Source organism: Candidatus Bathyarchaeota archaeon (assembly GCA_025059045.1).
Classification (GTDB): Archaea; Thermoproteota; Bathyarchaeia; order Bathyarchaeales; family DTEX01; genus JANXEA01.
Genome location: JANXEA010000013.1, coordinates 102,047 through 124,743 on the forward strand (window position 1 = coordinate 102,047; position 22,697 = coordinate 124,743).

Here is a 22,697-nt window from a genome sequence, read left to right on the forward strand (position 1 = left end):
GAAATGGGTGGCTTAATCGCAAGGGAGAAAATAACAATAGGAGCTTTTAATTATGTTAAAATATAGTGGCTAGTTTGGGCATTTGCGCCATCTGCGGTGATGAACGGCCAACAATTTCAAACTCTCTTAAGGTCTGCTTAGCATGCATAAGGAATAACCCTGAAAAGGCCATTAGATACACTGACGAAGCCCATGTCAGAACCAGAGATGCCTTTGGTCTTCCTCCACTCCCCCCATCAGCAGATAAAGGATTGGAATGTGGTATGTGTGGAAACCAATGTGTAATCGGTGATGGGGGGAAAGGTTTCTGCGGTCTAGTCTCAAATATTGGGGGGCGCTTGATCCGCAATGGCGGCACGCCGGAAAAGGGGATACTGGAATGGTATTATGACCCTCTTCCAACCAATTGTGTAGCATGGTGGTTCTGCCCAGGTTGCACAGGCTTAGGATACCCAAAATACGCCAAGATGCGAGGCGCTGAAAAGGGCTATAGCAACCTTGCCGTTTTCTATGGATCTTGCAGCTTTGACTGCCTTTTCTGCCAGAACTGGCATTTTCGATATCTTTCTCAAAAATTGAGTCCAGCAGTTTCAGCTTCAGAACTTGCGGAAAAAGTTGACGCGCATGTTTCATGCATCTGCTTCTTCGGCGGGGATCCTTCAACACAAATGCCCCATGCTTTAATGACAAGTGAGCTGGCCTTAGCAAGGGCTAAAGGGGAAAAACGCATCTTAAGGGTGTGCTGGGAAACAAACGGTAATATGCAGCGCAATTTCTTAATTAAGGCGGCTGACCTGTCATTAATGTCCGGCGGTGTTATGAAATTTGATCTGAAAGCATGGGACGAGAATCTTCATCGCGCACTTTGTGGTGTCTCTAACAAAAGAACCTTGGAAAACTTCAGGGTGATTGGAGAAGAATACTTCAAGGAAAGGCCGGATGTGCCAGTCTTGACAGCCAGTACGCTCCTCATTCCAGGCTATATTGATGCCGAGGAGGTGGAGCGAATAGCATCCTTTATAGCCAGCATTGATCCAAAAATTCCTTACACCTTGCTTGCTTTTTACCCACAATACGCCATGAGAGACCTCCCACTAATTGACAGGATCCAAGCAGAAAAATGCTATCAAGCTGCCAGGAAGCACCTGAATAACGTCAGATTGGGAAATCTCCATCTAATCCAATAGTGATCCGTCATTATTATCTCAAGGTATAGTCTATTCATCCTATAGATCTTATAGCATTATAGATTGGCGCTTGAGTTCGGCTAATAAGACTTATCAGAAGGATCAGGTGATTTCTAAAAATAAGTGAGCATCTATGTGCAGGCTGCTAGGCATGTTCTCTATCACGCCAACCAGCGCGGCCAAATATCTGGTTGAGGATCCCTGCAGTCTATACGTTCAGAGCATGTGCGACAAAGAACGACTGCAGTCTGATGGTTGGGGTATAGGCTATTATACCGAGTCCGGCATATGTTTGCATGTAAGCGAGAAACCAGTCTATGAAGAAACAGAAAAATTCTTTAAAACTGCGGCAAACGCGATTTCCCGCATAATAATAGCGCATGTTAGAAGGGCAAGTAATCCACGTGAATTGCCTAGGCATATGTTGATCTCGAAAGAAAATTCTCAGCCATTTAGATTCGAGAATTATTTGTTCGCCCACAACGGAACTATCACAATTCCTGATGAAGTTGCTGAAAATTTAGGCGAATGGAAATGTAGAGTAAGAGGGGTCAACGACAGTGAAATCTATTTTTGGTATATTATTAAGGAGATGAAGAATGGAGCAAGTTTTGCGGAGGCGTTGACAAAATTCGAAAATGATCTTTCGGATATCTGGAATAGGAACAGGCATAAGTATCCGAATAAAGAAAGGCCTTTCATAGGTTTAAACACCGTCTTCAGCGACGGCCAGAATCTCTATGCATATTGTAGGTACCATGAAATCGATGTGAAAAACAGGTCTATCTGCTTCGGGGATCAGCCGTCTCTACAAATGTCTTATCTTAATCTCGGCGAACTTGTGGTGATAGCGTCGGAGAAAACAAATAGGGAGAAATGGGATAACTTAAGGAGCGGTGAGCTTTTAACGGCAACGGTTGAAGGTGGAGAGGTGAAGGTGGCCATTCAGAGTATAACATAAAGCGTTACTTTATGTAGACTTCACTGAAAAATGTGCGCGTAGAAGGTGTGACCTTAGCTTCGCCAACCACTTCGAATAGTCCCTCCAGCCTGATATCATCAGATGAGCTGCCTATCATTACCTTGAAAACTCCCGGCTCAACTATCAACCTCATATCCCTATCATAGAAAGCAAGTTGATCCACAGAAAGTCTAAAAGTAACAGTCTTTATTTCTCCAGGCTCAAGTGTTATCCTCCTAAAGCCTTTAAGTTCCTTTAAGGGTCGAGTGACAGAGGCCACCTCGTCACGTATGTATAGCTGAACTACTTCGTCTCCTCTTTTATCGCCAACATTCTTCACCATGCAGCTTATCGTTATCTTTCCAGCTGGTCCGACCTTTTCAGGCTCAACCGTAAGAGAGCTGTACTCGAACTTTGTGTAGCTCAATCCGTGACCAAATGGAAACAGAGGCTTTGATGATAGAAAGACGTAGCTACCAAACGATGTGGATCTTCTATTATAGTTTACAGGAATCTGACCAACGTGCTGAGGAAAAGATACTGGAAGTTTACCGCCTGGATTATAGTCGCCGAAGAGGACATCGGCCACAGCGTTTCCACCTTCCTCCCCAGGGAACCAAGCTTCAAGCAGGGCGGCGCATTTCTCAGCAATCCATTTTACCGCTAATGGTCTGCCATTTACAAGAACGACTACTATCCTCTTGTTTACTTCATAAATAGCTTTGACTAGATCTTCTTGCACTCCTGGAAGATTGAGATCTGCTTGATCCCTTCCTTCACCAGTAACATCGGTTGGCGATAGTCCGGACTTTTCTCCGAGAACAGCAACTACGACCTCAGCGTCTCTAGCCGCTTCTACGGCCTCTTTAAAACCATCCCTAGATAGATCGGAAATATCGCATCCTTTCGCGTAGCATACCTCAGTTTCCTTTGAGACCTTCCTCTTTATTCCCTCTAGAATGCTTACAATGCGGACAGAATCACTCTTACATGAGAAATGCCCAGTGTAGCTGTAGTCGCCAACCAGATTTCTTGTGCTGTCCGCATTAGGTCCTATAACAGCTATCTTAGTTAAGTTCTTGGCGAGTGGCAGTATGCCGTCATTCTTTAGAAGTACGATAGATTTTCTTGCAGCTCTAAGAGCGAGATCACGATCTTCTTGTGTCTCGAAAGCCTCGGAGGCTGCTGCTTCATCCACATATGGGTTGTCGAAAAGTCCTAAAAGAAATTTTGCTCTCAGAACTCTTGAGACAGCCTCGTCAATAACGGCTTCAGATATCTTTCCATTCTTAACGGCGTTAAGAAGAGGTTCATCGTAGTATTCGCTGTGTGGAAGTTCAACATCTATGCCGGCCTCCAAAGCTTGGATCGCGGCGTCCTCCTCATCTTTAGCAACATGGTGAAAAGTCTTCAGCATGCGGATAGCCCAATAGTCCGAGACAACAAACCCCTTGAATCCCCACTCATGCCTGAGAATCTCTGTGAGAAGCATTTTTGAAGAGGCGCATGGAACGCCGTCTATGTCATGGTATGCATTCATTAGAGAGAGTGCTCCCGCCTCCTTTACTGCTGCCTCGAAGGGAAAAAGAAAAACTTCCCTCAGTTCCCTTGGCGGAACGTGCACAGGAGCCTGGTTTCTACCCCCCTCGGAGAAGCCATGTGCCGCGAAGTGCTTAGGTGTCGCTATTATCCCATCTCTCAAATCCTCTCCTTGAAGTCCTTTAATATATGCAACCCCAATCGATGCTACCAGATATGGATCCTCTCCAAATGTCTCCTCGTTCCTCCCCCATCGCGGATCCCTAGTAACATCTAGCACGGGTGCAAGTCCTTGATGTGCGCCTACCGCCCTCATCTGCCGCCTAATTGACGTAGTTACCTCTGTAACAAGATCGGGATCCCATGTGCTCGCGAGACCTATTGCCTGAGGAAATGTTGTCGCCCCGTAGGCCATAAGCCCGCTTAGGCATTCCTCATGTATAATTGCTGGTATTCCGAGTCTAGTTTTTTCAACCAAAAAACGTTGAATCATATTTGCGGTTTTCGCGATGTCCCTTGGGCTTACTCCCTCGCCCATTCCTCCTGCTAGACGTGTTATTTCTCCTATTCCCTTGCCTAGTAATTCCCTCGCTCTCTCCTCAGAAAATCTGTTTGAATCTAAGAGTCTCTTGGCAGATTTTCCTGAAGCCTCACAGGAACCTAATTGAGCTATTTTCTCTTCAAGAGTCATCTCTTTTAGTAGGATTTTAATCTTGGATTCGATCTCTACAGTTTCTCTCATCATTTCATTCCGCACCTTGAATGGAAAAATGATCACAAGTTGAAAATATTGCCTTACATGAAGTTATTAACGTTTGCGTAACATTTTCCCTCCCCCTATTATAGTCGCAGAAAGATTTTCGGCTTTCTCCATCAGTCTTTTAGAAAATCTTATCTTGAGCTGAACCCATAATGATCGCGCAAAACTCTAAAATTGAGAGAAGCTGAGCCTGATGAAGATTGGCGCAGGTCTAATCGGATGCGGTTCTATAGGAACAGTTATATCAAGGGCGATAGATGAAGGGAAAGCGGGGAATATTGAGCTGGTTGCTGTTTACGACCTTATTCAAAAGCATGCTGAAAAGTTGGTGCAGAGTCTTTCAAGGAAGCCAGTAATTGCAAGAAGTGCAGACGAACTCTTCGAGAACATAAACATCCATTTAATAATTGAGGCGGCCTCGCAGGAAGCTGTGAAACAATATGCATTCAAAGCCGTAGAAAAAGGAAAAGATTTAATGGTTCTTAGCACAGGTGCTCTTCTTGACGACGAATTCTTAGCGAATCTAACAGATCTTCTTAGAAGAAAAGGAAAGAGATTGTTTATCCCATCGGGAGCAATCGTCGGAGTGGATAATGTAAAATCTGCAACAATTGGAAGAGTGCATGAAGTTACACTTATAACTAGAAAACCTCCCATTAGTTTCGAAGGCTCCGCATTCATAGCGAAAAGCAAAATTGACCCTTCAAAAATCAAGGAGCCGATTGTATTATTTGATGGCTCTGCAAGAGAAGCTGTGAAGCTTTTCCCTCAGAACGTGAACGTTTCGGCCACCTTAAGCTTGGCTGGAATAGGACCTGACAGAACTAGAGTGAAGATAATAACAGATCCAAACATTAAAGAAATTACACATGAAGTTTACGTGAAAGGTGACTTTGGCGAATTTTGGACAAAGACAGTCAATAAACCATTCCCATCGAATCCGAGAACAAGTTATGTTGCCGCGCTTTCCGCAATAGCGGCATTAAAGAGAATAAGTGAGAATATAGTCGTCGGGACCTAATTCGGCATCCCGCACGCATAGCATCTTCTCACAAGGTTAATATGATTATCTATTTATGATTTTAGTGTGTCTTTGCAAGCGGAGGTCAGGTTTTGAGGATTAGTGAAATATGTTTGGCGCGTAAGTTACAAGAATTTTTGGAGGAGGATATTGGCTTAGGAGACATCACAACAAATGCGGTGGTTCCTGAAGAAACCCATGTGAGGGCAGAAATAGTGGTCAAAGAGGACGCCGTCATCGCTGGGATTATGGAAGCTAAGGTTCTTCTTCAGATTGCTGGCTTGGACTTTGTCTTTCATGTGGAGGACGGTGAAGAAGTCAGTTCGGGTAAGGTAATTGCAGAAGTGAAAGGAAACGGTCGCACGGTTTTGTCGATAGAAAGGACGCTACTAAACATAATGTCACGCATGAGTGGAATCGCAACAATAACTAGGAGGCTTGTTAAGATGCTTCAGGAGGATGGCTTAAATGTTCGGATAGCTGCTACGAGGAAGACTGCGCCTGGTCTTCGATATTTCGACAAGAGAGCTGTCATGATAGGTGGGGGGGACCCACATCGCTTCAGGCTTGATGATGCTTTCCTGATTAAAGACAACCATATAGCGGTAGCCGGGTCGATAAGCGAGGCTATGATGAGGCTACGTAAGAATGCAATGTTCTCCAAGAAAATTGAGGTCGAGGTAAAAACTAGTGAACAAGCTGTGGAAGCTGCGAAGCTTGGAGCTGACATAATAATGATTGATAACATGACCATTGAAGATGCGAGAAAGACCACACAAACTTTGGTGAACTTGGGTCTTAGGGATAAGGTTCTGATCGAGATATCGGGCGGCATTAATGAGAATAATCTGCTCGAATATGCAAGACTTGGCCCCGACATCATCTCGCTTGGATACATCACCCACTCTGTCAAGTCAGTCGACTTAAGTCTCGAAATTGTCGAGGTTATGCCTGGAAAGAAATGAATTGGTCAGAATCGCGTAAGAGCTCTTTTAATTGCATCTCGCATCATGTTGACAGAAGCATCTGTCTTCACTCCCTTGCTACTGAAGTGTGTTATAGCCGCTTTAAGGTTGTCCTTCCGTAATTCTTCAATAACATCATTTGTTTTTGGGACGCTAAGGTTCATCTTATCGCATATCTTATCTATCTCGTAATATGTTGTAGGCGCATCAGCCTCCTCTTCAAGTTTCGATAATAGTTTTAGAATAATGTTTTTTCCTTTGAGATCACGATTTTCTACTTCATCCCTAACTTTACCGCAGAATTCCTCTTCGCATATCCTCCCAATCCAAAGGGGACCCGCAACTCTCATGATTGAACCGCACTCCGGACACTGGAGCCTTAGGGCCTTAAAATGATTCTTTATGACCTCTCGGTGAAGACAATTAAAGCAGTGAGCGATGAAACCTATTTCATTAAGACTTTTATCTGCATACCTAGCTCCATACCTAGATGTGGCATAGATGCGAATATAGTGGCCGATTCCATAGCTCAACAGGATTTTTACTCCCACATCATATTTTGCAGCTATCGAAGCAAGGCAGCTGCAGACTAGCCTAACAGCTAATTCGCGAGAGTATTCAGTTCTTAAAGGATAGCCGCCGTATCTTCTAAAGGCGGTCTTCGGATAGACACCGCATAAAGTAGCAAGGTCAGTTGCCGTTATAGCAATTATGCCGCCGTCCCGAAGAGCTCTAATCACAGAGTCAATATATGGGGCAGGTGACCCAAATGGATCTATGTCGACATAATCGAATCTTCTGTGCGGTCCTGAAAAGCGGGCTAAGAATAAATTTGCATCTTCATTTGAGAGTGATATAAGGTCAGTTTGGGAGTTCAATTTGACATTGAACGTCGCAACCTTAATAGCCTCTGGGTTAATGTCGTTTAAGAAAACCTTTGCAATACCTCTCACTTCCTTAGCCAAACGTATCCCCCTCACTCCACAGCCAGCAAGAGGCTCCGCTGCCGTGATATTTCTGTTCAACAACTTCTGGAATACTTGGACAACGGCGACAGCAATATCACGGTTAAGCACCATCGCAGGGTTGTAGAATACTGGAGATTTGGAAGGAGAGCGAATGTTTGATCTCGCGGATTTTGGAATAAGGATTTTAGCGGCTCCCTCCTCTAAGATGTCAACTGGGAAACCGAAAAGTCTATTGGCCGCGATTAGGGTTTCTTCATCGAGTTTCAATCTGGTCACTTCTAAGATCAGATCCGTAAAAATGATTAATGCGGATGTTTGAATTATCTTTTTGTAGATATATCAAACCTTGATAGTCAGTGGGTGTGTGTGGAGCATTTGAAGTTTAAGGAATTCGGCTGGAACAACATCTTTCTTGAAGTGCCTGATGAGATGCGTTTTTCCCGCCAAGGCGGAAACTCTAAGAATGGAACGTTTGTTTTGGAAGCGGAAAATTATTTTATTGAAGCCAGATGGGAGGAGTTCGACCCAAAGAAAATTCGGCCTCTATCGGATGTCATAGACGGTCTTGTTGAACAGATGAAGAAGAAATCTAAAAAGAAGGATTTAGAGGTAAAAGTGATGGCCAGAGAGGATACTTTCATAGGAAGACATAAAGCGTTATACGCTGTTGTGAGATCCAGCGTTGATGATCGCTTCTACCTTTGGTACTGCGACGACTCATCCAGAATTGTTATATTACGATTCGCCTTCAAGGCCTTTGATGAAGATAGTAAGCAGATTATCAGGAGAGTTGTTGATTCATTCGATTGCCATGGAGAGAAATCGAACATATGGTCCGTTATGGAGGTTAGATTCAGCCTTCCCCGATCCTTCCTTTTGACAGATACAAAGGTTTCTGTTGGAAGAGCACACTTTATGTTCACGGATCAGAAACTTTCAGCTTTCACTGAAAAGACGAGGAAATTGCTCATAGAGTATTTTTCGATGGCGAACTTAGTCTTCAAAGATTCTTATAGAGACCTTGAGAAATGGTTCGCACAGAATTACTTGAAAGACTTACGCAAGAAACTTGGCGAGGGAAAGGTTGAATTTAAGACAGTGGAATCAAAAAAAATAAAGAGACACAATGTTCTAGTGAAAAAAGCGATAAAGTCTTCGGGTATTAGCTCAAGAAAAAGTTCGATTTTGGAAAACCTTACTTGGTATTGTTCTGGATCGAATAGAATATATTCTGTGACGGCAGCGTCAAGCGTTAAGCGGCCCTTCATATTTAAGAGAGAAATAGATGAAGAAGATTTTAATAAGATGATGGAAGAGTTAATGCTGACTTTCCAGTGTCATCAGGCGTGAGCAAGACTAGTGAATTAGCATTATAGATCTAACTGTCTCAAAACGGAAATTTTCTCTTGCCCTTCTTCTCAGTTTCTTTCTTGGAAAGCTCCTCTAAACGGGCTCGAGTTTCCTCTGGTACAATGAATCCAACAAGCCCCTTTTGAGACAATTGATTAAAATAAGTGTTAAGCGATACTTCCGCTTCACTTAAAAGCATCTTATACTTTTCGTTCAAGTATCTTGCAATATCTTCAATGGTGTGTTCCCCATCGCATAGATCCCATACAATAGACCCAACACTATCAAGTTCAATTCGTCTTTCTTTCGGTGGAGGAGCGAGTGAATCTAGGATTGACCGTCTCTTTTTCCCGCCTGATTTTCCTTCTTCGGGACGCTGAAGTGGAATTATGATGACCGTATTCCCCTCCTTATTTTTCTCAAACTTAAGCACAGGATTTCGCACTGGTTTCATCTTTAGAAATTCGCTTCTAGGTATCTCGGCTGGCTTAGGTTTCTTCCTACCTAATAATCTGCCTAGCACCATCTATCTTTCTAAATAGGATATTAGCACCTTAAAAAAGATTATTGAAGCATTGCACATTAAATTCATAAAGGCTTTTTTAGGAATGTGAACTATCAATAGATGGCCTGTTCTGGGACGAGGTGTTGCTAATTTGGATCAGCTGTGGCAAGACAGGTTAAAGTTTGATGCTGATCTGGAGATCAATAAGATATCTGATTTCATCAGAAAGGTAATCGAAAATTCAGGTTCATCTGGAGTAGTTTTAGGTTTGAGTGGCGGAGTAGATAGTGCCTTGACCGCTGCCCTATGTGCACACGCATTGGGTCCAGAAAATGTTTTAGGAATCATGATGCCCACTGCCTTCACTCCAATAGAAGACATGAAAGATGCTGAAGAGGTTGCTAGCATGCTTGGAATAAACACCGAGAGAATTGACATAGATGAGATCTTAAAGGCCTTTGTAAGCGCTATCAAGACAGATGTGAGATCCGAAAGTTTGAAGATTCCAATTGCGAACTTACGGGCGAGGATAAGAATGCTAATCCTCTACTTTTATGCGAATGCCTACAATTACTTGGTTGCGGGAACTGGAGATAGAAGCGAGACCCTGATTGGTTATTTCACAAAATATGGGGACGGTGCGGCCGATTTCTTTCCGATCAGACATCTATATAAGACGCAGGTTAGGGAATTAGCGCGTCATGTTGGCATCCCTAAAAGGATTGCAATGAAGCCTAGTAGTCCCCAGCTCTACCCTGGACACAAGCTGTCTGATGAGCTTCCGCTGGATTATGATCAGTTGGATCTGGTACTTATTGGACTTTTCGATCTTAAGCTAACTCCTGAAAGGGTGAGCCAGATGACAAATGTACCATTGTCCATTGTAGAAGAGATTCTAGAGCGGCACAGGAGAACTGAGCACAAGCGTAAATCACCAGCAAGTCTAATCGAATAGAGAGGATAGTAAATTGTCCACCTACACCACGGTGATTTTCCAGCCTTATGGAAAGAGAATCTTAGTATCTGATGAATGCTTAATTATTGAAGCAGCGAGAAAGGCTGGTGTCGGCATATTATCACTTTGTGGAGGCAGGGGTTTATGTGGAAAATGCAGGGTTATAGTTAGGCAGGGGATAGAAAATCTTTCAATTCCCTCAGAGTCTGAAAAACGAATACTCTGCGATGAAGATTTAAAGGATGGATGTAGATTAGCATGCCAGTCTAAAATCATTTCTCAAGGCCAAATCGTTATAGAGGTTCCTCGAGAAAGTCAAATTGAGCAACAAAAATTGCTTCTTCTAGGAATTGAAAGAGCAGTAAAAATTGAGCCTGTCGTCAAAAAAATAACAATAGAAACGGAAAAGCCCTCTCTAGATAATTTGAGGGCAGATGTTGACAGAGTGATTGACGCTGTAGAAGCAGAAGTAGGCTTCCGCCTTAACATTGACTATAAAGTCTTAAGGAGCATTCCTAGGGTTCTGAGGCTTGGAGATTGGATTGCTACACTTACAATCTGGAATGATAAAGAGATAATTGGCGCAGAGCCGGGTTTAAGTAGAAGCCTTTATGGTGTTGCGTTCGACATAGGGACTACGAAAATTGTCTGTTTCCTCGTGGATTTGAATAATGGTGAGATTTTGGCCATGAGCTCAATGATGAATCCTCAAATCCCATATGGAGAAGACATCATTTCAAGAATTCGATACACTTTGGAGCATGATAATGGGTTGGAGACGTTACACAAGTCCCTGATTAGCGGCGTTAATAATCTCATAGAGGAATGTTGCAAAAGTTATGGAATCTCAGCGGATGAGATAGTGGACATGACCTTCGTTGGCAACACAGCGATGCATCACTTCTTTCTCGGCATCGAAACGCGTTATGTCACATTTACACCGTACCCGCCAGCTCTCTCATTTCCAGTTAATGTGAAAGCTAGAGATGTTGGTATCAGAATAAATGAAGGCGCATATGTTCATGCCTTGCCAATTATCGCGGGCTTCGTTGGAAGCGATGCAATCGCAGATATCCTTGCGACAGGGATACATGAGTCAGACAAGCTTTCGATGATAATTGATATAGGGACAAACACCGAGATCATTCTGGGAGATAAGAAAGGACTATGGGCTTGTTCATGTGCTTCTGGACCTGCTTTTGAAGGCGCACACATAAAATATGGGATGAGAGCGTCGACAGGCGCGATTGAGCACGTTTGGATAAACCCGGAAAGTCTAGAAGTCGGATATACAGTGATAGGAGGAGAGAAACCTAGAGGATTATGTGGATCGGCAGTGGTAGACGCTGTTGCGGAGATGCTAAAAGCTGGAATAATAGATAGAACTGGCAGGTACACCGGAACATATACGATTAATAGATTGAGGCGAAAAGATGGGATCTCAGAATTCGTGATAGCTGGAGGTGGCGAAACAGCTATCATGAGCGACATAGTAGTTACGCAAGAGGACATAAGAGAGATCCAACTTGCGAAAGCGGCCATATATGCTGGTGCATCCATCCTAATGAGAAGAATGGGAATAACATTATCGGATATTGAGCAGGTTTATCTTTCCGGAGCATTCGGCAACTATGTTGACCCGCAAAACGCGAAGATCATCGGCATGTACCCTGATGTTCCCTTAGAGAAAGTTAAATTTGCAGGTAATACAGCTGGTTCAGGCGCCCGCATGGCTCTTCTATCCTCTGAGGTTCGACGTGAAGCGGAGAGAATTTCACGACGCGTTAAATATGTGGAACTTGGCGCCGATCCCAGTTTTCAGAAAGAATTTCTTGAGGCGACATACTTGCCGCACCATGAGATTGAACGCTTCCCAAACGTTACAAAATTGTTAATAGACATGAAAACTTGATTATCTCTGCATACCTTAAATGTTAGATATTCATGTTTATTGTTACAAAATTTGGAGGAAGGCTTCGTGTGGACATCAAAGAGGATGGAACGCATTAAACCTTCAGGAACAATTGCAATGGCTGAAAAGTCTCGACAGATGGAACAAAGCGGCGTAAAAGTTTATCACCTAGACATGGGTGAGCCTGACTTTGACACGCCTGAACATATAAAAGAAGCGGCAGTGGAGGCGCTGAGGAATGGTTTCACCCATTACACATCGAGCCGGGGTATTTTGGAGCTTAGAGAAGCGATATCTGAAGACTTGAAGGCAAGAGGTTTAGAGGCTGACCCCGCAAAGGAGATTATAGTCACCCCTGGCGGAAAGCATGCAATATACTGTGCATGTCTTGCAACCCTCAATCCAAATGAGGAGGTTCTAGTTCTAGCACCAACTTGGCCTACGCATTTCCAATGTGTTGAGATGGCGGAGGCGCGACCGATTGAGGTTCCCTGCGGGCAGGACTACAGACTAGACGAAGAGATCTTGAAAAGTTGTATAACTAAAAAAACGCGGATGATCCTAATAAGCTCGCCCAATAATCCCACAGGCGGATTGTTGGAAATTGGGGATTTAAAGGTGATCGCAGACCTATCCATAGACTATGATCTCTTGGTTCTTTCTGATGAGATCTACGATAGGATAGTGTATGACGACTTAAAGATAAGGAGCATAGCTTCATTCGATGGAATGAAGGATAGGACAATAGTGATAAATGGTTTCAGTAAGACCTATGCAATGACAGGTTGGCGTCTAGGGTATGCCTGCGCGCACAGGGATATTATAGAGGCAATGGATCGCATACAACAGTCGACGACTACGTGCCCCGCAAGCTTTGTTCAGAAAGCTGGCGTGGCAGCCCTGAAGGGTCCTCAGGATTCTGTTACAAGGATGATTAGAGAATATGATTATAGACGCCGTTTCATAGTTGATGTGCTCAATAGTATCCCTGGGGTCCACTGCGTCATGCCCAGAGGTGCCTTCTACGTCTTCCCAGACTTTTCACGCCTAAGAATTCCTAGTTACGAACTCTCTAATAGACTGCTCCTTGAGGAAAAAGTTTCAACAACTCCGGGAATCGAATTTGGAAAGTGCGGAGAGGGTCATATTCGCCTTTCCTATGCGGTTGGGCTAGACGTAATCGGCGAAGCTCTTAAAAGGATTAAAGAATTCGTTATTAGATGCCAAAAGAATTGAGAAGTGAGCCAAAAATGTTCGATGAGAAGTCTCTTTCGGTGTTGAAGCGGATGGTGGAATCTTTCGGTCCCTCAGGATTTGAAAGAGAAACTGCTAAGATAATTAGAGATTACATGAAGGAATATTCTGACGAAATTCTTTCAGACAAGCTCGGCTCATTAGTCTTCCTCGTGAAAGGTGATAGCGAGCGTCCGCACGTGCTTATAGCGGGACACATTGACGAGGTCGGATTTGTAGTTTCGGGGATAGATGAGAAGACAGGTTTCCTATCTTTCAATCCTCTAGGCGGATGGTTCGATCAGGTCTTACTCTCTCAAAGGGTTGTCGTCAGAACTGAAAAAGGAGATTTGCATGGAGTCATCGCAGCAAAGCCGCCGCATCTCTTAACAGATGAGGAGAAAGCCAAAGTAGTCACTCAGGATAAGATGTACATAGATATAGGCGCAACCTCGGGCAAGGAGGCTATTGAGGCTGGCGTTAAGATCGGGGATCCCGTGGTGCCTTGGTCACCCTTCTCTTTAATTCGACAGGGTAAAGTTGCAATGGGTAAGGCCTTCGATGACAGAATCGGCGCATTTGTCATGATGGAGACTATTAGGAGGATCAGAGAGAACCATGTGAGCCATCCAAATACCGTTTATGGAGCCGCAACTGTTCAAGAGGAGGTTGGGCTTAGAGGGGCACAGACCGTCGCCTACCTTGTTGATCCTGATGTCGCGATAGTGCTTGAAGTTGATATTTCAGGTGACGCGCCCGACATTAAACCTTCAGAGGCGCCCGCTAAGATGGGGAAAGGGCCAAGTTTAGTCACTTATGATAGGAGTATGATACCAAATCAACCTCTGAAAGAGTTCGTCATAAAGGTAGCTAAAGAAACAGGAATTCCGCTTCAGCTATCACAAGTATCAAAAGGTGGAACTGATGCTGGACGAATACATCTAAATAGAGTCGGATGTCCAAGTGTTGTGCTTAGTGTGCCTACTAGGCACATTCACAGCCACGTAGGTCTCTTGAGTTTAGAAGACGTTGAGAACACGGTTAAGCTAACGCTTGAACTCATTAAAAGACTGGATAAAAGGACAGTTGAGAGTTTTACGGAGATCTAGAACCCAGCGCCTTCATACTTTTTTCACCTGTTTATCTTAGAAGTCTGAAGAGCTGCATTGCTGGGAGGACATTTCCTTTATCATCGAATAGAGCGTTAGACCCGCCGAACCAGACATCTAGTCCGCTTACAGGTATGGATTCTGGATACCACCAGAGAACCCCCGCTCCCAAGTCGTTAGGCGTTTGTAAAACAGAGAATATCAGATCGGCCAAAAATTTTCTTTGACCTTCTGGGCTCATTTGCCATCCTAAATAGGCTGGATTCGCATACTCGACTTTGCTGAAGTCGACGTAACGGTAAGGATAAGCGGTTTCCACTATGAAGATGTCTTTACCGAAACGTCTTGCCGCATTGGTTAGAGTTTCACGTAGTGCGCTAATGGGACCATGCCACCATGGATAATAACTAAGACCTATAATATCATATGTGACATTATAGCGCTCAATGTTTTCAAAGAAAAACCTTGTTCCAGCCCAGTCACCACCCCGATCAATGTGAATCAATATTTTGATTTCCTCCCCTCCAGATCCGTCTCTAATCCCCTGTATGGCAGCTTTAAGTAGAAGCGTGAATCTTCGCCACTGCTGCTCAGTATCCCCCAGATCATAAAGTTTACCGTCTGGCCACAACATACCAGAGGTTATCTCATTACCCGGCTGCACAATGTCCGGCAAGACCCCCTCATTTCTGAAGTATTCGATACATTCTCTAGTGTAATTATAGACCCTCTCAACTAATGAGTCAAAATCCAAATCTTTCCAAGCCTCTGGTTTAAGCTGTTTTCCGGGATCCGCCCAAGTGTCACTATAATGAAAATCAAGGACTAATTTGGCTCCTGCTGCTTTGATACGTTTTGCAAGTGCCACAGTATATGGAAGATCGTTGACCACCACATCAACACGCGGCGGATCAACAAATAAACGGAGACGAAAACAGTTGGCTCCATATTTAGTCATAATTTTTACAGCATCATCAGGTCTGCCATCGTCCCTAAAAATTCCGCCTCTTTTTTCGATTTCGGCTAATGAAGAAATATCTCCGCCAAGGAGAAACTCTCTTCTTCTGGTCTCGAGTCTCGTCCTTATCAACTTCTTGATCTCTTCCTCTATAGAAGATTTCACGTTAAAGAGGCTCTGGAAGATTGCATATGCCACTAATAAGGATCCTAGAAGTATTATTGGGATTAAAATATAGGCTGGTCTCCTGATACCTCATCGCCCACTATCTTCATTTTACCTCTCCATCTAATAATTCTTTGCATGAAAGCTTCAAATTAATGATTTTCTGCTGATCGTTTCCAGAAAAATCTGGTTTCACCCATCATTTTGATGTCTAAAGGTCTAATTTTTATAATCATTGGAAAATCCTTTACAATCTTACCTAAAACAAGACAGTAATGTGGAGGAAGATCCCGTACAATAGATATCACTGTCTCAGCATCCACCTTGGCAGCTCTAGACACTGTCTCCAAATCATGCTCGTTGACGAAGTTTAATAGGAAAATATTGTCCACTTGCCTGTAAATGTTCTCATTTATCGTGTTCGGCTGATTTGTTACGAATGTTGTGAAGATGCCTAGGTGTCTCATTCGAGTTACAACATCATCCCAGTATGTCTCTCTTAGGTATAAGTGGGCTTCTTCAGCAAACAGGAAGATTGGTTCGATCCTTCTTTGTGAAAGGGCTTCTTGGAGCTCTGCTAAAATGAATTCAACGACTATCTGACGGTCCGTATGGGATGTCTCGCTTAAATCGACAACTATAACTCCGCCGCCGCCTTTCTCAATTTTCCTAATAAGGCCTTCGAAGTCAACAGCTTCGGCCATGTTGTCAGTGAAGAAATTTGAATTCAGTAGTGCATGGTAACGTGAAAACATGGCGTCTCTTACATGCTGGTTGCATTCCCATCTTCTTATAGCATCTCCTAGGCTGCTGAGGGTAAGGGAGCCTCTTTCATGAAGAAGCCTCCAAATCTGTCTAAACTCCCTCGCCGATGTGCCAGGTAAATCCAATACGTAAGTAAGAATTCGAAGTATGACGTATAGATCTGTCTGGTAAAGTGTAACTTTGAAATTTTTTCCGGGCGAGAGTATGTGAATCTTATCATAGAATCTATTTTTTTCACCATTACATGTTAGACCGAGATTTGTGTATTCGCCGTTTATGTCAAATACGATGACTGTTGCTCCATGCTCAACAAGACCTAATGCGATAATTTTTGAAAGATGTGATTTACCCGTTCCCTTCTTTCCAGTTATGACATTCAGCCGCCCATCAAGTTCACATGCGTCAATAAAAAATGGCACCATGTCATGCGTCCAGCCAAGATTTATGCGAAGTCCGTTGCAAACACCAATAATTTTCAGAAGCGATTCAGTAGTCAACCTCTTTATGGTTGAATGTATTCGAGACGGAAGCCATGAATTCTCAGGCCTAATTTCCTCTCCAAAGATTGTCCCATGTATCTTGCAGATGAGCAGATGCGTGTCTTGAATATGCTGTATATGTGACACGATATTTAACGGATCGATGTCGTTGCACTCTGGGTCCTCCTCAATGTTGGGTGAGCGAAGTAGTTCTTCCATTATTCCTGGAACATTCGCATATTGTATGTCAATAACCTGCGCTACCATAGATTTTTTAGCTTTATGATCTTCGATCACAAGGTATCCTCCTTTTTCAATTTCTTCGCCTGGAAAGCTCAATATGTGCAGTGTATTGCCAACTTTTTTGAAAAGCCTCATCCTTTAATCCCCGAGTCCAGTGCCATAAGGTCCGAAAAGGGATCTTCGCATATTCGGCCGCCGCATTAGTCTTATTCCTAACTCTTTTACAAGATAAGATTGTATTCCAACCACATCAATTGAAGTGAATGTGGAATGGATGTGGGCTAGTCTGAGAGTTTCTGGGTATCCTTGAAAATTGAGTTCATTTCCGAGAAGTCTCTCAATAGTGCTTACAGAATCTTGTTTGGAGAAAGCATGATCAACGTCGAGACGAAAGTGGAGACCATCCCTTGAGAGTTTTGCTATATATACTCTTCCGAGAAATATTGTGTGCTTGCAACTTTCTGAATATGGTTGTTCGACTTCAAATAGGCAAGGACATGTGTATTCGGCGAGTAAATCCGTAATTTTTCTCAATATGGGCTGAAGGCTGCTCTCTTTAGAGATGGCGATGACGACGTTAAAGTTTTTTCTGGCATTTCTAAGTATTCGATCAACATCTTCTACGTTCTGACTATATGGGTCAACCGATAAGGATCCGTCCCAAAGAATTAAGCTGTTGCAGGTTGTAGAGGAAATGCTTGCTCTAACATGGTGTTCTATTAGGTTACAAAGGAGCTTCTGCGTTTCGATCAATACGGATTGGCCATTGTAATTAAACGTCCATCTGCCTCCGAGGGTCCTCAGAATTTCCTTATAGTTGTCTTGGTCGATATAGAATGGAAATGGCCCAACTCTCATATACCTATATTTTCCCTTGTTATTCCACACTATTGCCGCTCTCACTGCACATAATGTTCCCGTCTCGGTCTCTCCGATGCGAATAGTTGATGCGTCGATTCCTACGATAGGTGTTCCATCGGGAATTGGCTTCAACGGTATAAGGGAAGCGGAAATAGTTCTCCCTCCAAAATCCTCGTCGATTCCATGTAGCAGGCAGACAGGTTCCGAAATTTCCGGATGATAAGACGTGAACGTTTTTCCCTTGGAGCGGTCAATTGAGCTTAGACTTAACTCTGTAAGGATAGCTTGAAGTTCAGTTTCCTTTATTTGGTCGGGAAAATTATATTTTGGTGTTGCATCATATTGTAGTTGTTCAATCAACAATATTCACCAACTAGCATTTAGTAGCGAGGTATTGATATATAAATGTTGCGCATGTTCATCTTGAACAACACAATAAACAATAATTAGGAAAAATAGGTGCGAGAACAATCATGTCAGATCCCCCCAAAGAAGAAAAACCGTCCGGCCAATTTCCCGTTCACATAAAAATTAGAGTTAGAGGTGTAGAATTCGAAATTGAATGTAGAGAAGAACAAGTAGGAGATGTTGTTCAGAAGATCCTTGCAACCGCAACCCAATATGCCGAAAAGTCATCTACTTCTCTAGAGGAGAAGACAACCTCCATAACTAAGGCTGAAACATGTAGAGGAGTTGTGGAGCAACTCTGGAGGGACGGATGGTTTTCAAAACCTAGATCCCTAGGTGACATTCATGAGGAGATGACGAGAATAGGATACCATTATGACCGAACTGCAGTTGCGCATGTATTACTAGACCTTGTGAGAGATGGCATATTGACAAGGGATGGAAAGGCTCGACGATACGTTTATGTCCAGAAACGTCCATCTTCAGTTGCTGAATAAACGTGTGGAATTTTAAAGGATGAATTGGTAAAGAAAATGGCGCAGAATGCAGAATATGAATTTAGACCCGAAGTTTTGGTGCTTGCTCATTGTCTCCTAAATTATGGAACTAGATGGTGGCAGTATGAGCCTTCAAACGAAAATAGGGGGCCATGCCCCGAGATCGTCAGATTTTTGGTGAAGCATAGAGTTGGAGCAATCCAGTTACCATGCCCAGAATATTCTTTCTGCGGAAATCCCCGGCCACCAAGAACAAAGGATGAATATGAAAGGACGCCGTCCTTCAGTTCACATTGCAAAGATCTTGCGGTTGGAACAGCAAGATATCTTAAGGCCATGGCCCGTGCAAAAGATGGTTCAGAGCTTAAGATCTTAGCAATTGTTGGGGTTGAGCATTCACCCACATGCGCAGTAAAGAGTACTCCACGCATTATAAATGGTCTGAAAGTATACGTCGAAGAGAAGGGGCTGTTTATGGATCTACTCGAGAAAGAATTAATCGCGCTCGGTCTGAACTTCCCCTTCATTGATGTGAACCTCAATGATAGAAAAGAAATCGGCAGAAGACTGAATTTTCTGCTCCGTAAACCTAAAAAGCATCCTGGATGCAGTCCATAGGACTGGTGATTATATGCCCGGTTTAGTGGTGGTTGGAACACAGTGGGGCGACGAGGGAAAAGGGAAGATAGTTGACTTCCTCGCGAAGGATGCTGACTGCGTTGTCAGATATAATGGTGGGTCCAATGCTGGACATACAGTTGTGGTTAAAGGCAGGATATATAAGTTCCATATTGTCCCATCAGGTGTCCTCCAGGGAAAGAGGGTGTACATAGGTAATGGAGTAGTTGTCGATCCCGAAGTTCTTCTTAGGGAAATTGAAGGTCTAAGAAGTAATGGTTTTGACCCAGATCTTCATGTAAGTGACCGTGCTCATGTCGTCTTTGACTTTCATAAGGTTATTGACGGATTAGAGGAGAAGTTTAAGGGCGGATTGAGTGCCGGGACAACACTTAGAGGGATAGGGCCAGCATATTCTGACAAGGTTGCGAGGTTTGGGATACGAGTAGCAGACCTCTTAAATAAGGACGAGCTCAAAAGAAAGCTTGATCTTCTTTCCACATTAAAGCAAAAAGTAATAACTCATGTATATGACGCTGAAGAGGTAATTGACAAAGAAGCAATATTTAGGAAGTACTTAGATTACGGCCAACGTATTTCAAAGTATGTATGTGATGTTTCATCTGAAATCAACGAAGCTTTGGATAAAGGAGAAACCGTTATTTTCGAGGGTGCTCAAGGCACACTCTTAGATGTTGATCACGGAATCTATCCATTTGGGACCTCATCAAACGCGACGGCGGGAGGGGCATGTACAGGCGTGGGTGTCGGGCCAACGAAGATTGAAAAAGTAATAGGGGTGGCCAAGGCTTATATCTCAAGGGTTGGAACAGGTTACGTTCCCACAGAATTGAGGGACGATATTGGTGAGAGAATACGTGTTATCGGCGGCGAGTATGGGACTGCAACGGGGAGGCCTAGAAGGTGTGGCTGGTTTGATCTTGTTCCGGTAAAATATTCAATCAGAGTTAACGGGATATCTGAGTTGATACTTACTAAGCTGGATGTTTTAAGCGGCATAAATCCATTAAAGATTTGCCTGCATTACATGTGCGAAGGTAAGGTTGTGAGCGATGTTCCAGCAGACCTTACAAAATATGAGAAATGCGTGCCTATATATGAGGAGATGGAGGGGTGGAGCGGCTCTATAGACTGGCACAAAGTTGCGGTTGGGGGGTACGACGCGATGCCTGAGGAAGCGAAAGCCTATGTCGAGAGGATCGAAGAGCTAACTGGTGTACCAATCAAGATGATTTCAGTCGGTCAAGAAAGAGAGGACACTATAATCAAGGATTAGCTTCCGGCGTACGGGATTCACGTATTACTTTAAGGATTTCTTCAACTCTTCGAATGCCGAGAAGTGTTAAACCATATTCGCCATCGGGCCTCCTCTCAATAATACCATTTGAAAGCAGTTTCGGGATCTCATTTGACACAGTTTTACGTGCCTTTCCAATTATCCTCGCAAGTTCGGCGGATGACAATGTTGCCTTCGGAAGCTTACCTATCATGTTTCCTACATATGCTCCAAGTAGTGAGATGCATATTGCATCTCTAGATGAAAGGTCAAGCCTGGATAGGATCGGGCCATCATCAGTTATCTCAACTAGACCGACAAGTTTTTCAGACAACTCCGCAATATTGGGATTGTAAGAGATTTTTTGAGCGATCTCTAAAGATGGAAATACTTTGGAGAGAAATCCGAAGATGAGTTTAAGGGCTTCGTTCACATCCCCCTCAAAATCTGCTTTGACACCATCAATCTCTAGGTGAACCTTAAGTTTACTCTTCTCGGCCACTTCTTAGTCCTCAGACCTAATTCTTGGCAGAATCTCATCTAGAAATGCATTTATGCCTAATGTAGTTATGCGATACTCTCCACGTCCAACCCTCTCAACCCAACCAGCATTAGATAGCTCGCTCAGCCTAGCCCCCACCGTCCCAATCTTACCGCTTGTGAGAGAGGCTATTTCACTTGCCGTTAAGGTCTCCTTCTCTGTTTTACCAGCCTTATAGCCGACATAAGCCTTGATGAGTTGTAGAATTATGGCGTCCTTCTCGCCGCCCATCTTCTCTCTGGGAACCGTTATAGCGACCCCCTCAGGTGTGAAGACTATCAATCCTTTTATGCCCTCCAGAAGCCGCTCGAAATCTACTGTTAAAGTCAATTTCGAAAAGAGGTCATATGTGGGAATAACTTCCCTGATGAAAGCGAAAAACGACTTCAAAACGTCGTCACTACTGCCTGAAAATTTTGCCTCCATGTCCCTATACTTTACGTGAACTTCAAGTGTGTCTTTGGGTTCGCCGCTCATATGAACTGTCCTCCTCAACTCCTTCCAACCTAACCTTTCTACTTCAACATGTCTGAAATTATTAGGGTATGTAGTAAATGGTATGCTACGCATCTAAATACGCTCGCATTATTTAAAAGACTTTTTGAGCAGGAAAAGTTCTTTCCGTCAATGTTAAAAGATATTTTTAGAAAGCCTATGCTTTTATATAATTTTGAACAAAAAAAGGCCTGGAGTGTAAAAGAGTTTGAGTGAAGCAAAGTTCTTTCCCAGAAGGCTAAGCTTTCCAAGAATATGCGATGTTCTAGTCGCGTACTTGAATGCTGGAGCTGATAAAGAATTTGTAGGTCTGAGCGACGTTGTGGCGAAGTCTAATGTCACGCTCCATAACATAAGTAGAAACAACAATTTTCTGAAGAGCTGGAGATTCATTGAGGAAAAGGAGGGAACTGGCAAGTATAGGCTGGGTCGAGAGGCAGCAGAATTCGCTTATGCCTATAAGATTGATCCTAACGGACAGCAGACGAAGGAGATTTTGCGGAGAATACTTTCGGCTGATGATGCGTTGGCAAAGTTTGTCGAGAGGATAAGGGAGGAACGAATGGGAAGGGAGAAAGTATTGATAGAGCTTCCTCGTCTAATAGGAGATCTTAGATCAGATAAGGTTGGGCTTAACGCCTTTTTGGACATGATGGCCTACGCATTCAATTTGGACGAGATTGAGAGAGTCCAGGAAATAGGGACTGGTGAAACAGTGACTAAAAAAGGGAAAATGGTGAGATTGGTTAGAGGGGCGCATAGGACCTTGGCTATGGCCAGGCTGCCGACATCGGAGACCAGCATTTCAATAAACATCAATATTACTCCTGAGATATCTCCCGAAAAACTTAAAGAATATGTGAGGGCTGTGCTCGAGGCTCTTAAGAGCGGCGAAGAATAGATGA

21 protein-coding genes are annotated in these 22,697 nt (G+C 43.5%); 13 read left to right on the forward strand and 8 right to left on the reverse strand.

The genetic code is table 11. The features are described from left to right. Nucleotides 1-65 precede the first annotated feature (65 nt). Complete coding sequence (locus NZ952_05080) at nt 66-1,187, forward strand: radical SAM protein (protein MCS7120559.1); 1,122 nt, start codon at nt 66-68, stop codon at nt 1,185-1,187. A 133-nt stretch (nt 1,188-1,320) separates the two neighbouring features. Further along, entirely contained in the window at nt 1,321-2,148 is an 828-nt protein-coding gene (locus NZ952_05085; protein ID MCS7120560.1) for a class II glutamine amidotransferase, read from the forward strand. 4 nt (nt 2,149-2,152) lie between these two features. Here NZ952_05085 and NZ952_05090 read toward each other — a convergent pair whose 3' ends face one another. Continuing rightward, nucleotides 2,153-4,429, reverse strand: a complete 2,277-nt coding sequence (locus NZ952_05090) for a glycoside hydrolase family 3 C-terminal domain-containing protein (GenBank protein MCS7120561.1) — start codon at nt 4,427-4,429, stop codon at nt 2,153-2,155. A 211-nt stretch (nt 4,430-4,640) separates the two neighbouring features. On the opposite strand from NZ952_05090, the gene NZ952_05095 reads away from it, so the two are divergent. Next, on the forward strand, nt 4,641-5,468 hold the full coding sequence (locus NZ952_05095) for an aspartate dehydrogenase (protein MCS7120562.1): 828 nt from the start codon (nt 4,641-4,643) through the stop codon (nt 5,466-5,468). Between the two features lie 113 nt (nt 5,469-5,581). After that, the gene (gene nadC / locus NZ952_05100; protein ID MCS7120563.1) at nt 5,582-6,433 is read left to right on the forward strand and encodes a carboxylating nicotinate-nucleotide diphosphorylase; all 852 of its coding nucleotides are present in this window, start codon (nt 5,582-5,584) and stop codon (nt 6,431-6,433) included. Between the two features lie 5 nt (nt 6,434-6,438). On the opposite strand, the gene NZ952_05105 is transcribed toward nadC, so the two are convergent. Next, nucleotides 6,439-7,668: a tRNA (guanine(10)-N(2))-dimethyltransferase gene (locus NZ952_05105; GenBank protein ID MCS7120564.1), complete on the reverse strand. Its 1,230-nt coding sequence runs from the start codon at nt 7,666-7,668 to the stop codon at nt 6,439-6,441. Between the two features lie 108 nt (nt 7,669-7,776). Between NZ952_05105 and NZ952_05110 the strand changes: the two genes are divergently transcribed. Next, nucleotides 7,777-8,751 (forward strand): hypothetical protein, encoded by a 975-nt coding sequence (locus NZ952_05110; protein ID MCS7120565.1) that lies wholly within the window; start codon nt 7,777-7,779, stop codon nt 8,749-8,751. A 37-nt stretch (nt 8,752-8,788) separates the two neighbouring features. Here NZ952_05110 and NZ952_05115 read toward each other — a convergent pair whose 3' ends face one another. Then, nucleotides 8,789-9,277 (reverse strand): PqqD family protein, encoded by a 489-nt coding sequence (locus tag NZ952_05115; GenBank protein MCS7120566.1) that lies wholly within the window; start codon nt 9,275-9,277, stop codon nt 8,789-8,791. Nucleotides 9,278-9,407: 130 nt separating this feature from the next. On the opposite strand from NZ952_05115, the gene NZ952_05120 reads away from it, so the two are divergent. The 4 genes from NZ952_05120 (at nt 9,408) to NZ952_05135 (ending at nt 14,465) form a co-directional block, all read left to right on the forward strand. Then, entirely contained in the window at nt 9,408-10,211 is an 804-nt protein-coding gene (locus NZ952_05120) for an NAD+ synthase (protein ID MCS7120567.1), read from the forward strand. Between the two features lie 13 nt (nt 10,212-10,224). Then, complete coding sequence (locus NZ952_05125) at nt 10,225-12,123, forward strand: ASKHA domain-containing protein (protein ID MCS7120568.1); 1,899 nt, start codon at nt 10,225-10,227, stop codon at nt 12,121-12,123. A gap of 66 nt (nt 12,124-12,189) precedes the next feature. Next, nucleotides 12,190-13,359 (forward strand): pyridoxal phosphate-dependent aminotransferase, encoded by a 1,170-nt coding sequence (locus NZ952_05130; protein ID MCS7120569.1) that lies wholly within the window; start codon nt 12,190-12,192, stop codon nt 13,357-13,359. Beyond that, nucleotides 13,356-14,465 (forward strand): M42 family metallopeptidase, encoded by a 1,110-nt coding sequence (locus NZ952_05135; protein MCS7120570.1) that lies wholly within the window; start codon nt 13,356-13,358, stop codon nt 14,463-14,465. The genes NZ952_05130 and NZ952_05135 overlap by 4 nt, the downstream gene beginning before the upstream one ends. A gap of 31 nt (nt 14,466-14,496) precedes the next feature. Here the strand turns inward: NZ952_05135 and NZ952_05140 are convergent, their stop codons facing one another. From NZ952_05140 to NZ952_05150, 3 genes are all read right to left on the reverse strand, one after another. Continuing rightward, nucleotides 14,497-15,621: an arabinogalactan endo-1,4-beta-galactosidase gene (locus NZ952_05140; protein MCS7120571.1), complete on the reverse strand. Its 1,125-nt coding sequence runs from the start codon at nt 15,619-15,621 to the stop codon at nt 14,497-14,499. Nucleotides 15,622-15,740: 119 nt separating this feature from the next. Further along, nucleotides 15,741-17,210: an ATP-binding protein gene (locus NZ952_05145; protein MCS7120572.1), complete on the reverse strand. Its 1,470-nt coding sequence runs from the start codon at nt 17,208-17,210 to the stop codon at nt 15,741-15,743. Nucleotides 17,211-17,213: 3 nt separating this feature from the next. Next, on the reverse strand, nt 17,214-18,296 hold the full coding sequence (locus NZ952_05150; protein ID MCS7120573.1) for a DNA double-strand break repair nuclease NurA: 1,083 nt from the start codon (nt 18,294-18,296) through the stop codon (nt 17,214-17,216). A gap of 113 nt (nt 18,297-18,409) precedes the next feature. On the opposite strand from NZ952_05150, the gene NZ952_05155 reads away from it, so the two are divergent. From NZ952_05155 to NZ952_05165, 3 genes are read left to right on the forward strand one after another with little or no spacing between them, the layout of a single operon-like run. Then, nucleotides 18,410-18,841 carry a hypothetical protein gene (locus NZ952_05155; GenBank protein MCS7120574.1) on the forward strand — a complete coding sequence of 144 codons (432 nt, stop codon included), beginning with the start codon at nt 18,410-18,412 and terminating at the stop codon, nt 18,839-18,841. Nucleotides 18,842-18,877: 36 nt separating this feature from the next. After that, on the forward strand, nt 18,878-19,459 hold the full coding sequence (locus NZ952_05160) for a hypothetical protein (protein MCS7120575.1): 582 nt from the start codon (nt 18,878-18,880) through the stop codon (nt 19,457-19,459). A gap of 13 nt (nt 19,460-19,472) precedes the next feature. After that, entirely contained in the window at nt 19,473-20,756 is a 1,284-nt protein-coding gene (locus tag NZ952_05165) for an adenylosuccinate synthase (GenBank protein ID MCS7120576.1), read from the forward strand. Here the strand turns inward: NZ952_05165 and NZ952_05170 are convergent. Together NZ952_05170 and NZ952_05175 are read right to left on the reverse strand one after the other, a co-directional pair. After that, a complete protein-coding gene (locus NZ952_05170) occupies nt 20,746-21,258 on the reverse strand; it encodes a hypothetical protein (GenBank protein MCS7120577.1) in 513 nt (170 codons plus the stop codon). The two genes, NZ952_05165 and NZ952_05170, sit on opposite strands and share 11 nt — an antisense overlap. Nucleotides 21,259-21,261: 3 nt before the next feature. Then, a complete protein-coding gene (locus NZ952_05175) occupies nt 21,262-21,774 on the reverse strand; it encodes a hypothetical protein (GenBank protein ID MCS7120578.1) in 513 nt (170 codons plus the stop codon). 226 nt (nt 21,775-22,000) lie between these two features. On the opposite strand from NZ952_05175, the gene NZ952_05180 reads away from it, so the two are divergent. Beyond that, a complete protein-coding gene (locus tag NZ952_05180; protein ID MCS7120579.1) occupies nt 22,001-22,693 on the forward strand; it encodes a hypothetical protein in 693 nt (230 codons plus the stop codon). Nucleotides 22,694-22,697 lie beyond the last annotated feature (4 nt).

Excerpts from the sequence above, each read along its gene's own strand:
- NZ952_05090 (MCS7120561.1), bottom strand. The coding sequence starts at position 4,429 with ATGAGAGAAACTGTAGAGATCGAATCCAAGATTAAAATCCTACTAAAA.
- NZ952_05085 (MCS7120560.1), top strand. The coding sequence starts at position 1,321 with ATGTGCAGGCTGCTAGGCATGTTCTCTATCACGCCAACCAGCGCGGCC.
- NZ952_05175 (MCS7120578.1), bottom strand. The coding sequence starts at position 21,774 with ATGAGCGGCGAACCCAAAGACACACTTGAAGTTCACGTAAAGTATAGG.
- NZ952_05155 (MCS7120574.1), top strand. The coding sequence starts at position 18,410 with ATGTCAGATCCCCCCAAAGAAGAAAAACCGTCCGGCCAATTTCCCGTT.
- NZ952_05165 (MCS7120576.1), top strand. The coding sequence starts at position 19,473 with ATGCCCGGTTTAGTGGTGGTTGGAACACAGTGGGGCGACGAGGGAAAA.
- NZ952_05115 (MCS7120566.1), bottom strand. The coding sequence starts at position 9,277 with ATGGTGCTAGGCAGATTATTAGGTAGGAAGAAACCTAAGCCAGCCGAG.
- NZ952_05145 (MCS7120572.1), bottom strand. The coding sequence starts at position 17,210 with ATGAGGCTTTTCAAAAAAGTTGGCAATACACTGCACATATTGAGCTTT.
- NZ952_05095 (MCS7120562.1), top strand. The coding sequence starts at position 4,641 with ATGAAGATTGGCGCAGGTCTAATCGGATGCGGTTCTATAGGAACAGTT.
- NZ952_05160 (MCS7120575.1), top strand. The coding sequence starts at position 18,878 with ATGGCGCAGAATGCAGAATATGAATTTAGACCCGAAGTTTTGGTGCTT.